This is a genomic window from Streptomyces sp. NBC_01477, from assembly GCF_036227245.1.
Classification (GTDB): domain Bacteria; phylum Actinomycetota; class Actinomycetes; order Streptomycetales; family Streptomycetaceae; genus Actinacidiphila.
In genome coordinates this window covers 866196-879157 of the sequence record NZ_CP109445.1, presented here as the reverse complement: position 1 = coordinate 879157, position 12962 = coordinate 866196, and the positions used below count along the sequence as shown (strand labels likewise).

12 protein-coding genes are annotated in these 12962 nt (G+C 74.3%); 6 read left to right on the top strand and 6 right to left on the bottom strand.

The annotated features are described in order from the left end of the window. Positions 1-104: 104 nt before the first annotated feature. The 5 genes from OHA86_RS03435 to OHA86_RS03415 all read right to left on the bottom strand — a co-directional run bounded on the left by OHA86_RS03435 (position 105) and on the right by OHA86_RS03415 (position 5468). Positions 105-1373 (bottom strand): S53 family peptidase, encoded by a 1269-nt coding sequence (locus OHA86_RS03435; protein ID WP_443071620.1) that lies wholly within the window; start codon positions 1371-1373, stop codon positions 105-107. A 240-nt stretch (positions 1374-1613) separates the two neighbouring features. Continuing rightward, positions 1614-2546: a TIGR03564 family F420-dependent LLM class oxidoreductase gene (locus OHA86_RS03430; protein ID WP_329172342.1), complete on the bottom strand. Its 933-nt coding sequence runs from the start codon at positions 2544-2546 to the stop codon at positions 1614-1616. Between the two features lie 108 nt (positions 2547-2654). Beyond that, positions 2655-3314, bottom strand: coding sequence for an ABC transporter permease subunit (locus OHA86_RS03425; protein ID WP_329172340.1), 660 nt, complete (start codon positions 3312-3314; stop codon positions 2655-2657). A 1-nt stretch (position 3315) separates the two neighbouring features. Beyond that, positions 3316-4386 (bottom strand): methionine ABC transporter ATP-binding protein, encoded by a 1071-nt coding sequence (locus OHA86_RS03420; protein WP_329172339.1) that lies wholly within the window; start codon positions 4384-4386, stop codon positions 3316-3318. 113 nt (positions 4387-4499) lie between these two features. Further along, positions 4500-5468, bottom strand: coding sequence for a MetQ/NlpA family ABC transporter substrate-binding protein (locus OHA86_RS03415; RefSeq protein ID WP_329172338.1), 969 nt, complete (start codon positions 5466-5468; stop codon positions 4500-4502). 498 nt (positions 5469-5966) lie between these two features. Here OHA86_RS03415 and OHA86_RS03410 point away from each other — a divergent pair, with 498 nt between their 5' ends. Both OHA86_RS03410 and OHA86_RS03405 read left to right on the top strand, forming a co-directional pair. Further along, positions 5967-8810, top strand: a complete 2844-nt coding sequence (locus OHA86_RS03410; protein WP_329172336.1) for an AAA family ATPase — start codon at positions 5967-5969, stop codon at positions 8808-8810. A gap of 115 nt (positions 8811-8925) precedes the next feature. After that, the gene (locus OHA86_RS03405) at positions 8926-10554 is read left to right on the top strand and encodes a S53 family peptidase (protein WP_329172334.1); all 1629 of its coding nucleotides are present in this window, start codon (positions 8926-8928) and stop codon (positions 10552-10554) included. A 56-nt stretch (positions 10555-10610) separates the two neighbouring features. Here OHA86_RS03405 and OHA86_RS03400 read toward each other — a convergent pair whose 3' ends face one another. Next, entirely contained in the window at positions 10611-11072 is a 462-nt protein-coding gene (locus OHA86_RS03400; protein ID WP_329172332.1) for an Lrp/AsnC family transcriptional regulator, read from the bottom strand. 93 nt (positions 11073-11165) lie between these two features. Between OHA86_RS03400 and OHA86_RS03395 the strand changes: the two genes are divergently transcribed. The 4 genes from OHA86_RS03395 to OHA86_RS03380 all read left to right on the top strand — a co-directional run bounded on the left by OHA86_RS03395 (position 11166) and on the right by OHA86_RS03380 (position 12904). Then, complete coding sequence (locus tag OHA86_RS03395) at positions 11166-11984, top strand: LLM class flavin-dependent oxidoreductase (RefSeq protein WP_329172330.1); 819 nt, start codon at positions 11166-11168, stop codon at positions 11982-11984. Continuing rightward, entirely contained in the window at positions 11981-12415 is a 435-nt protein-coding gene (locus tag OHA86_RS03390; protein WP_329172328.1) for a nucleoside deaminase, read from the top strand. Before OHA86_RS03395 ends, OHA86_RS03390 begins: the two co-directional genes overlap by 4 nt. A 101-nt stretch (positions 12416-12516) precedes the next feature. After that, the gene (locus OHA86_RS03385; protein ID WP_329172326.1) at positions 12517-12645 is read left to right on the top strand and encodes a putative leader peptide; all 129 of its coding nucleotides are present in this window, start codon (positions 12517-12519) and stop codon (positions 12643-12645) included. Positions 12646-12772: 127 nt separating this feature from the next. After that, entirely contained in the window at positions 12773-12904 is a 132-nt protein-coding gene (locus tag OHA86_RS03380; protein ID WP_329172325.1) for a hypothetical protein, read from the top strand. Positions 12905-12962: the final 58 nt, after the last annotated feature.

The following is a 12962-nucleotide window of genomic DNA, read 5'->3' as shown; positions in this document are numbered from 1 at the left end:
CGCGAGCCCCGGGGCCGGGGGTGTGCGGGGTGAGGCCGGCGGCGGGACGTGCGCCGGCCCGGGTCGCCGTGGGGACGGCGGCCCGGGCCGGGTGGTGCCGCGGGTCAGCCCTGGAAGGCCGTCACGCCGTTCGGGGTGCCCAGACCGGTCGGTCCGTCGTAGCCCGGGCCTGCCGTGCACAGGTACGAGCCGCCGCACGAGCCGTTCGAGCCGCTGGTGACGTCGTTGAGCGCCGACGGGTGGGCGTACGGGAAGGACGCGGGGTACGAGCCGGCGGACGGGGTGCCCGCGAGCGCGTAGACCGCGGCGATGATCGGCGAGGAGACGCTGGTGCCGCCGAAGACCTCCCAGCCCGGGTCGCCGCCGTAGGTGTCGTAGACCGCGACACCGGTGGCGGGGTCGGCGACCGCGGAGACGTCGGCGACCGTACGGCGGGTGCAGCCGGTGTCCTTCTGCCAGGTCGGCTTGGCGTCGTAGCGCGAGCAGCCGGAGCCGGCGCCGGACCAGGCGGTCTCGGTCCAGCCGCGGGGCGTGCTCGACCGCTTCAGCGTGGTGCCGCCGATCGCGGTGACGTAGCGCGAGGCCGCCGGGTATTCGACGCCGTAGCCGTTATCGCCCGAGCTGACCGTGATCGCCACGCCGGGGTGGTTGAAGTACAGGCTGTCGTACGAGGTGTCCGAGGACGACTCGCCGCCGCCGTAGCTGTTGGACACGTACTTCGCGCCGAGCGAGACCGCGGTGTTCACGGACGTGCCCAGGTTCGCCATGGACGCCGAGTTCGCCTCCACGAGCAGGATGTGGCACTGCGGGCAGATCGCGCTGGCCATGTCCAGGTCGAGCGAGATCTCCTCGGCCCAGCCCGCGTCCGGGCTCGGCAGCGAGCCGGTGCCGTTCTGGCCGACCTTCTTGAAGCACCCGTTGGCCGTGGTGCACGGGGTCAGGCCGAACGTGGACCGGTACGTCGCGAGGTTCGACTCGGCGTTGGGGTCGTCCTGCGCGTCGACGATGGCGATCGTCGCGCCGGAACCGCCGGTGGTGGGGAGCGCGTACGCGCTGTGCAGGTCGGCCGGGCCGTAACCGGACGGCGTGGCGGCGGGGTTGACCACGCCCGACGCCGAACGGGCGGCCGGGGCCAGCGAGTCGGCGCCGCTGGTGACCTTCAGGGCGGAACACGCCATCATGCCCGGCTTGCTGGCGACCGCACAGGATCGCGCGGTGGTGAGCCGGTGCGAGGTCGTGGACGCCGCCGCGTCGGCCGAGGGTGCGGCCAGGGCGGCGCCGGACAGGACCAGGCCGGTCACCGCGGTGAGTGCCAGGCCTGCGCGGCGTAACGAGAGCGGGCCGCTGGTACGGGGGGTGGAAGAGGTGCGCAACTGGTGCCTCCTGTCGGGGTGGGGCAGAGGGCTTGCGTGACGCGTGACCACTCGGCTGCATGGTGTGAGCGGAGTGATGGGAGGACCGTAGCCTGACGTGCCCGCGTCAAGCGAAAAGTTGGCAGAGGTAATACACGCGCTTTGCCAACGCTGTGGCGCGCGGGACGCCGAGTACGCCGGCGCGCACGGCGCGTGCGCCGGGCGGTCGCGGGGGCGTACGGCCCGGCGCGCGCGGGATCCCTACGACCGGCCCCGGGCCAGTTCCCCCAGCAGGGCCCAGGTGCGGCGCTGATCGGCTTCGCCCGCGATCTCCGTGCCCGAGAAGACCACTTCCGTCGCCCCGGCGTCCCGGTAGCGCCGCACCTCGGCGGCGACCGTCGCCTCGTCGCCGATCACGGCCACATCGGCGGCCCGCTCGCCGCCGGACAGCCCGATGACCCGTGCGTAGGACGGGAACTGCTCGTAGAAGGCGAGCTGCTCGGTGGCCTTCTCCCGCACCGCGTCGACGTCGTCGGTCACCACCCCGTACACGAGCGCCACGATCCGGGGCGCGGGGCGGCCCGCGGCCTTCGCCGCCGCGGTGACGGCCGGGACGATGTGCTCGGCCAGGGCACGCGGCCCGGCGAGATACGGCAGGATCCCGTCGGCGAGTTCGCCGCTGGCCCGCAGCGCCTGCGGCCCCATGGCGGCGACGAGCAGCGGCACCCCGCCCTCGGCGCCCGGCACCCGCGCGGGTACCGGAGTGGTCGCGGTCAGCAGCTCGCCGTGGAAGTCGGCAGCGCCGGTCTCGGTCAACTGGCGCAGTGCGAGCAGGAATTCGCGCAGCCGGGCGATGGGCCGCTCGTAAGGGATGCCGAAGCCGGCCTCGGTGAGCAGCTTGGTGCCGAGCGCGAGCCCGAGGTGGTAGCGGCCGTGCGTGGCCGCCTGCGCGGTCTGGGCCTGGCTGGAGACGAGCAGCGGGTGGCGCCCGAAGACCGGGATCGCGGACGTGCCCACCTGGAGGTCCGGCACCTCGCGGCCGACGATCGCCGCGAGCTGCGGCGAATCGGCGCCGAAGGTCTGCCCGAACCACGCGGACCGCAGCCCCGCGGCGGCGGCCTGTCTCGCGAGCGCCACCGTGGCGTCGATCTGGTTGGCGGCACCGGTCGCGTTGAGCGCAACTCCTACAGTCATGTCAGGGCGAACCACCGGCGGGCGGCGGCACATTCCGGCCCGTGTGTGACAGGTTTGTGTCGTCGCGGAGCGTCATCGGCTGCCGAGCGGCGTGAGGGGGCGGACGGGTCAGCGGCGCAGGGCGCGGCGGGCCAGCCAGTTGCCGAGGAACTGCCCGGCCTGGACGATGACGACGATCGTGGCGACGGTGATGTAGACGACCGGCCAGTTGTAGCGCTGCGAGCCGTAGGTGATCGCGAAGTCGCCGAGGCCGCCGCCGCCGAAGAGCCCGGCCTGCGCGGACATGTCGACGATCGCGACGAAGACGAAGGTGTAGCCGAGGATCAGCGGCCCGAGGGCCTCGGGTATCAGCACCGTCAGCAGGATGCCGACCGGCCGGGCGCCGGTCGCGCGGGCGGCCTCCACCACCCCGGGGTCGACGGTGAGCAGGTTCTGCTCCACGATCCGGCTGATCGCGAACGCGGCCGACAGCGACAGCGCGAAGGTGACCGCGGTCGTGCCGATCGTGGTGCCGATGGTGTGCAGCATCAGCGGCTGGATCGCGGTGATGAAGATGACGAACGGCACCGGACGCACCACGTTGACCAGCACGTTGACGGCCAGGAAGACCGCCCGGTTGCCGAGCAGACTGCCCGGCCGGGTGGCGTACAGCACCAGCCCGAGGGCCAGGCCCAGCACGCCGCCGGCCACCAGGGAGACGCTGACGATGGAGAAGGTCTGCCGGATCGCCTCCCGGTAGACCGACAGGTTGTCCAGGAACTCGTGCATCTCAGGCTTCCTCCTCGACGAGGTCGACGCCGTCCGTGCGCAGCGCCGTGAGCGCGGCGTCCACCGCGCCGTCAGTACCGGTGAGTTCGAAGGTCAGGCTGCCGACCGGGCGCTCCTGGAGTTCGCTGATGCCGCCGAAGACGATGTCGGCTGCCACCTTGTGGTCCAGGAAGGTCCGCGCCAGCCGGGTCTGGAAGCCCGCCTGGTCGCGCAGCCGGAAGGTCACCAGCCGGCCGGGGTGCCGGGCGCGCAGCCGGGCCAGCGTCTCCGGCGACGGGCGGTCGCGCAGCGTCGCGCCGACGAAGCGCGCGGCGGCCTCGGTCCGCGGCCGGGCGAAGACGTCGTAGACGCTGCCGGTCTCGACCACCCGGCCCGAGTCGAGCACCGCGACCCGGTCGGCGACCGAGCGGATGACGTCCAGTTCGTGGGTGATGATGACGATGGTGACGCCGAGGTCGCGGTTGACCCGGCGCAGCAGCGCGAGCACCTCGCCGGTGGTCTCCGGGTCGAGCGCGCTGGTCGCCTCGTCCGCCAGCAGCAGCGAGGGCTCGGTGGCCAGCGCGCGGGCGATGCCCACCCGCTGCTTCTGGCCGCCGGACAGCCGTTCCGGGTGGTCGTGGGCGCGGTCGAGCAGCCCGACGAAGTCCAGCAGCCGCGCCACCCGGCGGTCGCGTTCGGGCTGGCGCACCCCGCCGACCTTCAGCGGGTAGGCGACATTGCCCGCGACCGTACGCGAGCGGAAGAGGTTGAACTGCTGGAAGATCATGCCGATGTCGCGCCGCACCTCGCGCCGCCCGCGCTCGCTGAGCGCCGTCAGCTCGTGCGGGCCGACGTGGACGCGGCCCGCGGTCGGCACCTCCAGGCCGTTGATCAGCCGCACCAGGGTGCTCTTGCCGGCTCCGGAGTGGCCGATGACGCCGAACACCTCGCCGCGGCGTATCTCCAGGCTCACATCGGCGAGCGCCACATGCGGCGCCGCCTTGCGGTCCTTGCCGGGGAAGGACTTCCCGACCTGGTCGAAGCGTACGTGCACCGGTGCGGGCACGGGGGTCGGCCGGCTGTCGGCGGGCATCGGTCTCCTCACTCGGGGCCGGCCCGGCGGCGGGAGGACGGTGCCGCCGCCGGGCCGGTGTGCTGGGGCGCCCGAGGGCGCGTCGGACTGCTGTGTGCCAATGGCCGGCCGGGCTACTTCTTCGCGGCCTCGGCCTGCTGCTGCACGGTCGTCAGCTCGGCCTGGAGGCCGGCGGCCGAGGTGGTGCGGAAGACGGCGGTGCCGCCGTTGGCCTGCTGGACGCCCTTCTCGACGGACGGGTCGTGGTAGAGCGCGGCGAGCTTGAGGTAGAGCGAGTCGTTCACATCGGCCTTGCGGGCGACGAAGATGTTCACGTAGGGCGCGGCGCTGGAGCTGGACGGGTCGTCCTGGAAGATCGCCCGCGAGGTGGGCAGTTTGGCGCTGGTCGCGTAGTTGTTGTTGACGATCGCGGCGGCCACCGAGCCGTTCTGCAGCGCGCCGGCGGTCTGCGAGGCGTCGAGCGCGGTGACGTCGACTGTGTGGGTGAGGATGTCGGCGGTGGTGGAGAAGGCGCTGCCGCCGTCCTTGAGCGTGAGCCGGCCGGCGGCCTGGAGCACCAGCAGGCCGCGCGCCTCGTTGATGGCGTCGTTGGGGATCGCCACCTTCGCGCCGTCCGGCAGGTCGGACGCCTTGTCGTACTTCAGCGAGTACAGCGGCAGCGGGTAGACCGCGGTGGCGCCGATCGGCTGGAGGTCGTCGTGCGCGGTGACGTTGTAGTTCGCCAGGTACTGGATGTGCTGGAATTCGTTGAGGTCGAGCTGCTTCTGCTTCAGCGCCGGGTTGGGCTGGCTGTAGTCGTTGAAGTTGACGAACTTCACGGTGACGCCGAGCTGCTTCTTGGCCAGCGCCGCGTACGTCTTCCAGTACGGCTGGGAGGCGTCGACGACGCCGACGCGTATCGTTCTGGACCCGTCGGAGCCGCCGCTCAGGGTCAGGACCAGGGTGACCACCAGCGCGGCGACGACGACCACCGCGGCCGACACGATCCACGTGAGGCGGCGCCGGCCGGAACCGCGCGACGGCAGCTGCGGCTCGTCGGGCGACGGCTCCGGGGTTCCGTTCGACGGGGACGGCTCAGCCATGACACGTACCTCCAGCAGTTCGGGGAAAGGCAGTTCGGTCAGAGGGCAGCCGCGACCGCGGCGGGCGTACCGGAGTACGCGCACCCGGACAGGCGGCTGCGGCGATCAGTCGGCGATCGCGGAGGGGGAAGCGGGCACGGCCGTAGGGAGGGTCTGTGCGGACCTCAGGCAGTGCGGTGTCGCGACGGTGTCAGCAACACAGGGAGCTGGCGACCTGGACGTAGTCGACCGCTCGTCGGCTCGTCAACAGGGGCGCACGCATGGCTGACACGCTAGCAGTTTCCCGGGCGGTGTTTCGACGCGCGGGTGATGTGCGTGATCACACGGTCGGCCCGCGTCCTCCCCGCCGGCGCCCGGCCGCCTCCGGCGGCCCGCCGGTCGGCCCCGCGCACGGCGGCATTGACACACGGTATTCCGATGGTTGTCATGAGCACATGAAACGGTGAGTGGCCGGGTGCCGCGTCCCCGCGGCTCCGGACCAGAAGGAGAGGCCGCAACGTGCCGGAGCGAGTCGTCGCCGACGTATCGCCGAGCCAGCCGGACCCGCGGCAGGACCCGTGGCGGGAGGGGGCGGACGCCGGGTCCGGGCACGGGGCGCCGGCGCGGGACGCGCTGCGGCTGCTGGGGGAGCGCAAGGCGCTGCTGGTCCACGGGCCGGCCGGTATCGGCAAGTCGACCCTGCTGGCCGGGGTGGCGGCTGCCGCACTGGAGCGCGGCACCGCCGTCCTGCGCTGCTCGCCCGCGCCCGAGGACGCCGCGCTGCCCTACCTCGGGCTGATCGACCTCTTCGCCCGGGTGCCCGGCGAGGTGGTCGCCGCCCTTCCGGCCGGGCCGCGCACCGCGCTGCTGACCGCGCTGCTGCACCGCCCGGGACCGGGCGGCAGGCCCGACGCCCTCGCGGTGCGCGTCGCCGTGCTCGACGCGCTGCGCCGGCTGGCCGGGACCGCGCCGGTGCTGCTGGTCGTCGACGGCGTCCAGTGGCTGGACGAACCCAGCGCCGACGTCCTGGCCTTCGTGGGCAGGCGGATCGACGACGCCGGCATCCGGATCGCCGTCGCGGAGCGGGTGGCCGAGGGGCGGCGCCCCGAGTACACCCACTGGTGCCCGCCCGGCGCCGCCGAGCTGGCCGTGCCGCCGCTGGCCGACGACGACATGGTCCGCGTGCTGCTCGCCGCCGGGATCGTCCTGCCGCTGCCCGTCCTGCGGGCCGTCCTGCGCACGGCGGGCGGAAACCCCTTCTACGCCGCCGAGTTGGGCCGGTCCGCGGCGCGGGCGGGGCTGCCAGCGGAGAGCGGCGGCCTCCTGCCGGTGCCCGCGGAGCTGCGCTCCCTGGTCCTGGCGCCGGTCGCCGCCCTCTCGCCGGCCGCCCGGTACGCCCTGCTCGTCGCGTGCGCCGCCGCCCGGCCGACCCTGCCGCTGCTGCGGGCCGCGGGTGTGGCCGAGCCGGCCGCCGCGCTGGACGAGGCCGAGCGGGCCGGAGTGGCCGCGGCGGACGCCGAGCAGTCGGTACGCATCCGGCACCCCGTGGTGCGCGCGGCGCTCTACGGCGACGCCACCGACGCCGAACGCCGCCGCGTGCACGAGCGGTTGGCCGCCGCCGTGGCCGAACCCGCCGAGGCCGCACGCCACGCCGCCCTCGCCCACCCGGAGGAGGACGCGGGCACCGCCGCCGCCCTGATGGCCGCCGCCCGTGCGGCCCGCCGCCGCGGCGAGCCGGACGCCGCCGTCGAACTCGCCGGACTCGCCGTCCGCAGGACCCCGCAGGCCCGCCCGCGCGAACGCGACGAACGCCTGCTGGAGGCGGGCGACTTCGCCTGCGACGCCGGCCGCTGGGAGGAGTCCGGGCGGGCCGCCCGCACGGTGCTCGCCCGCTCCGACTCGGCCCGGCACCGGGTCCGCGCCCGGCTGGTGCTGCTGCGCGGCGCGGGCCAGGCGCTGCGCGACCACGCCGAACTCATCGAGGACGGGCTGCGCGACGCGGCCGGCGCCCCCGAACTGGAGGCGGCGCTCTACCACTGGGCGGCGCTGCGCGGCCTGCTGACCGGCGCGCTGGCGGAAGCGGCCGGGCACGCCCGGCACTCCGCCCGGTGCGCGGCGCAGGCCGGGGACGGCGGGGCGCGGATCGCCGCGCTGTCCACGCTGGCCCGGGTGCTGTCGCTGGCCGGGGAGACCGCGGGCGCCGCCGACGCCCTGGCGCAGGCCGTGGAGATCGCGGGCGGCGGCCCGCGGAGCTGGGGCCTGATCCGGATGCGCGCGGTGCTCGCCCTGGACTCCGACCGGGTCGAGGACGCCCGCCGCGAACTGGCCGAACTCCTGCCCGCCGCAGGGGAGTCGGACGGTGTCGAGTCGACCGTGGCCACCTTGGTGGCGCTCACCCGCGCCCATGTGCGGGCCGGCGCCTGCCGCGAGGCGCTGCGCACCGCGGCCCGCTGCACGCGGGTCGCCGCGGCGGCGGGCATGGAGTCGGCGCCCGCGCTCTACGCCGCTGCCCTCGCCCAGACCTTCGGCGGCACCGCGGACGAGGCGCGGCGGCTGGCCGTACGGGCCGTACGCGCCTCGGAGGCGGACGGCGACCAGCTCTTCCTGCTGCGGGCGCTCGCGGCGCTCGGCCAGGCGGGCCTTTTCAGCGGCGACCGCATGCAGGTGGCCGAAGCGGTCGAGTCGCTGCGCCAGGTGGCGCGGATCGGGGACCGGATGGGCGCGGCCGACCCCCCGCTGCTGGGCTGGCACGCCGACCTCGCGGAGGCGCTGGTGGGCCTCGGCGAGACCGCCGCCGCCGGCGAGGTGCTGCGGGAGGCCCGCGGGCACGCCGGGCGGATGCCGGGCAGCGTCCTGGCCTCGCTGGAGCGGGCCGAGGGGCTGCGGGAGGCGGCGGACGGCCGCCCCAAGGAGGGCGTGGCCCTGCTGCGGTCCTCGGCGGAGCGGCTGCGCCCGCTGAATCTGCCGGTGGACCTGGTGCGTACGCTCACCGCGCTCGGCACCGTCGAGCGCCGGGCCCGGCACCGCAGCACCGCCCGGGCGCTGCTCTCCGAGGCGCGGCTGCTCGCGGAACGCGCCGGCGCCGTACCGCTCGCCGAACGGGCCGCGGCCGAACTCGCCCGGGTGGACGGGACGGTGGACGGCGCCGGAGTCACGGAACTGACCCCGGCCGAGGCCAGGATCGCCGAACTGGTGCGCGTCGGAGCGACCAACCGCGAGGTCGCCGCCGAGCTGTTCATCAGCGTCAAGACCGTCGAGGGCACCCTGTCGCGGCTCTACCGCAGATTCGGGGTGCGGTCGCGCACGGCGCTGGCCTACGCACTGGCATCCGTGCCCCGGGTCCCGCGCGAAACGCATCCGTAACAACAGGCGCAAGGGTTCCCACGCTTATGCGGCGTCACACCGCTCCCTAGCGTTGGTCAGGTCCCGAACCGTCCGGCCCCGACCAGGGGAGCCGGATTCCCCATGGAGGACCTTCGTGACCCTACGTCTGAAACTGCTGGCCGCTGCCGCCACCCCGGCCCTGCTGCTCGCAGCCGTCCCGGCCGCGTTCGCCGCCACCGCGCAGCCGGACGCCGCCCGCACCACGCTGACCGGCGACGTGCTCACCGGGCTCAAGTCCCACGCCGTACGCACCGGCACCGTCGCCGCCACCGACCGCATATCCGTGGCGGTCAGCCTGGCGCCCCGCGACAACAGGGCGCTGGACACCTTCGTCGCCCAGGTCAGCGACCCCGCGTCGGCCTCCTACGGCCACTACCTGACCAAGAGCCAGTTCACGGCGCGCTTCGGCCGCACCGACGCCGAGGTCAAGCAGGTCACCGACTACCTGCGCGCGCAGGGCCTCAAGGTCGGCACCGTGCACTCGGGCAACCTGCTGATCGACGCGACCGGCACCGCCGCCCAGCTGGAGAAGGCGTTCGGCACCGGCCTGTCGACGTGGAAGGACAACGCCTCGGGCCGCACCTTCTACGCCAACGACGCCGCGCCCACGCTGCCGGCCTCGGTCGGCGCCCTCATCAGCGACGTCTCCGGCCTCAACAGCCGCAACCAGCTGCACCACCAGGCGCCCGCGGCCGTCACCCCGCACAACGGCCCCGGCGGCGGCTACACACCGGCGCAGATCAAGGGCGGGTACAACGTCTCCAGCAGCAACACCGGCAGCGGCCAGCAGGTCGCCCTGCTGGAATTCGACGGCTTCCAGCAGTCCAACATCACCACGTACGACAGCCACTACGGGCTCGCCTCGACAGCTCCCACCGTGCACAAGGTGAGCGGCGGCTCGGGCCCGATCGGCGGCGGCCAGGTCGAGGTCGAGCTGGACATCGAGGTGGTCAACGCCGTCGCCCCGGCCGCGAAGGTCACCGTCTTCGAGGGTCCCAACTCCGACGCGGGCGAGGTCCAGACCTACCAGGCGATCGTGGACAGCGGCATCCCCGTGACGTCCATCAGCTGGGGCCTGGCCGAGACGCTGCGCACCAGCTCCAACATCAGCGCCGTCTCCGCGGTCTTCGCGCAGGGCGCCGCCGAGGGCCTGAGCTTCTTCGCGGCCTCCGGCGACAGCGGCTCCGACGACGCGGGCAACGGCGGCACCTCCGTCGACTACCCGGCCAGCGACCCGAACGTCACCGGCGTCGGCGGCACCACGCTGACCGTGACCTCCTCCAACGCCTGGAGCCGGGAGACCGCCTGGTCCGGCGGCGGGGGCGGCAAGTCCAGCGTGTTCAGCATCCCGAGCTGGCAGGTGCCGGTCCAGAAGAGCCAGGGCGGCGGCAAGCGCCAGGTCCCTGACGTCTCGGCGCTCGCCAACCCCTCGCCCGGGGTGTCCATCTACTCGCAGGGCCAGTGGGGCCAGGTCGGCGGCACCAGCGCCGCCGCGCCCGAGTGGGCCGCCTTCGCCGCGGTCTACAACCAGCAGGCGGCGGCCGCGGGCAAGGCCCGGCTCGGCTTCGCCAACCCCGCGCTCTACAAGGCGAACGGCACCGGCTTCCACGACATCACCAGTGGCAGCAACGGCGCCTACTCCGCGGCGGCGGGCTGGGACTTCACCACCGGCTGGGGCTCCTACAACGCCGCCACCCTCGCGGCGAAGCTGCTGAGCCAGTGAACTGACCGGCGGTGACCGAACCGCCCGCCCGTCCCCGACCGGGACGGGCGGGCGGCTCAGTCCGTGTCGGCGGCGGGCCGGGCCGGGCCCCGGTAGGGCAGCGTCTGGCTGTAGACGACGCTGGTCGTCGTGCTGCCGAAACCGGCCAGCTCGTCCATCAGCGCCTCCAGATGCGCCATCGAGGTCGCGGCGACCTTCAGGGTGTAGCAGTCGTCGCCGGTGGTGCGCAGGCACTCCAGGATCTCCCGCCGCTCGGCGAGCAGCCGGCGCAGCGGCTGGTGGTGGTTGCCGGGGTACTTCAGCCGGACGACGGCCAGCACCGGATAGCCGACCCTGGACAGGTCCACCACGGCCCGGTAGCCGACGATGACGCCCATGGCCTCCAGCCGCCGCACCCTTTCGGTGGTGGCCGACGCGCTGAGCTTGACCCGCCGCCCGAGCTCGCTGACGGAGATGCGCGCCTCCCGCTGGAACTGCTCGATGATCACCCAGTCGACGTCGTCGAGATTCGCGGTCATAGCGCGATTCTACCGGCAGATCAACGGAAAAGGCCGCCGAGGACCGGGAGAAGTCGCTTCCGGGCGGCCGGATCGCCGGGATAGCATCCGATCATGGAACTTGGCGTCAACGTGCCGAACTTCGGCCCCGGGACCGACCCCGGAGTGCTGCGCGAATGGGCGCACGTCGTGGAGGGTCTCGGTTACGGCCTGCTGATGGTGTCGGACCATGTGGCCGGCACGCCCGACGTGGCCGAGCGCTACCCGGCGCCCTTCTACGAGCCGTTCACCACGCTGTCCTGGCTGGCCGGCCTCACCACCCGGCTGCGACTGGGCACCACCGTACTGATCCTGCCGTACCGGCATCCGCTGCTGGTGGCCCGGACGGCCGCCAACCTCCAGCAGCTCAGCGGCGGGCGGCTGGTGCTCGGGGTGGGCGCCGGCTGGGCGCGCCAGGAGTTCGAGGCGCTGGGCGTGCCGTTCACCGAGCGCGGCAGGCTCACCGACGAGCACCTGGCCGCCCTGCGCGAGGCATGGCCCGCGGAGGCCGGCGACGGCGCGGCGCCGCTGCCCGTCTGGGTCGGCGGCAACAGCGCGGCGGCGATCCGCCGCGCCCACCGCTTCGGCGACGCCTGGCACCCGCTGCGGATCACCCTGCCGTGGCTGCGCGCCGCCCTGGCCGAGCACGCCGTACCGGCGCTGGCGCCGCGCATCGCGCTGCGGCTGACCGCCGCACGTGTCGAGGACCCCGAACGGCTCGCCGGCACCGGCACCGTCGAGCAGGTCCTGGACGACCTCGACCAGCTGCGCCGGCTCGGCGCGCACACCGTCGTGCTCGACCCCTACCACGGAGATCCCGAGGAGACCCGCCGGCCGCACACCGCCTGGCAGGCGCTCGCCACCGTGGCCGCACAGTGGAAGGAACCGTCATGATCACCTCCGCGGACGAGGAACTGCTGCGCCGCGCGATCGGCCTCGCCGCCCGCGCCGTCACCCTGGGCGACGCGCCCTACGGCTCGCTGCTGGCCGGTCCGGACGGCGCCGTCCTGGCCGAGGCCCACAACACGGTCCGGCGCGACAATGACATCAGCGCCCACCCGGAGCTGAAACTCGCCCGCTGGGCGGCCCGCGAACTCGACGCGCGGACGGCCGCGGCCACCACGATGTACACCAGCTGCCAGCCGTGCGGCATGTGCGCGGGCGGCATCGCCCGCTCCGGGCTCGGCCGGGTGGTCCACGCCCTGTCCACCGAGCAACTGGTCGCCCTCAACCCGGAGTCGGGCGCCTGGCCGACGGTGCCGCAGGACGGCCCCGCCCTCTTCGACCAGGCCCGCGCCCCCGTCGAGGCCTACTACCGGTCCTGATCCGCAGGTCCGGGCGGTGGGGCATTGCCCAAAGCCCTCCGAACGGTTAGCGTCTCGTAGCGCGAGGCCCGCAGGGGGCCGCAGGGGTGCGAGGTGATCACGTGCGGGTCCGACAGCCCGGCAGCGTGTTCCGCCCGTACGGCTCCTTCGAACTGCGTGCCGCGCGGCGCCATGTCGACCTGCTCCGGGTGAGCAGCGCCCTGTGTCCGGGCTCGCAGCCGACCCGCTGACGCCCCGACCCGCCGCCACCGCCGAGATCCCGCCGAGCGCCGGCGCGCCCCCGTACCGCCCTGTGCCCTGACACCGCCCTGCCCGCGTACGGGCACGGCCGGACACCCCGACGAGAGGGGACGCACGGTGTTCGACAGCGCCGCCCCGCCGCGGGTGCCCGCCGCTTCGGCGCCGCCGCGGACGCGTGCCGCGGCCGTACTGGTCCGCCGCCGGCACGTCGATCTGCTGCTGGTGTGCAGTTCCCTCTGTACCGGCTGACCGCCGGCCGGCCCCCGCGCCGGCCGGCCGAGTGATCCTTCCGCGCGACGCGCCGCCC

What these genes read in the sequence shown, in the direction of transcription:
- OHA86_RS03430 (WP_329172342.1), bottom strand. Translation starts at nt 2,546, where the DNA reads ATGACTGTAGGAGTTGCGCTCAACGCGACCGGTGCCGCCAACCAGATC.
- OHA86_RS03425 (WP_329172340.1), bottom strand. Translation starts at nt 3,314, where the DNA reads ATGCACGAGTTCCTGGACAACCTGTCGGTCTACCGGGAGGCGATCCGG.
- OHA86_RS03420 (WP_329172339.1), bottom strand. Translation starts at nt 4,386, where the DNA reads ATGCCCGCCGACAGCCGGCCGACCCCCGTGCCCGCACCGGTGCACGTA.
- OHA86_RS03415 (WP_329172338.1), bottom strand. Translation starts at nt 5,468, where the DNA reads ATGGCTGAGCCGTCCCCGTCGAACGGAACCCCGGAGCCGTCGCCCGAC.
- OHA86_RS03400 (WP_329172332.1), bottom strand. Translation starts at nt 11,072, where the DNA reads ATGACCGCGAATCTCGACGACGTCGACTGGGTGATCATCGAGCAGTTC.
- OHA86_RS03395 (WP_329172330.1), top strand. Translation starts at nt 11,166, where the DNA reads ATGGAACTTGGCGTCAACGTGCCGAACTTCGGCCCCGGGACCGACCCC.
- OHA86_RS03390 (WP_329172328.1), top strand. Translation starts at nt 11,981, where the DNA reads ATGATCACCTCCGCGGACGAGGAACTGCTGCGCCGCGCGATCGGCCTC.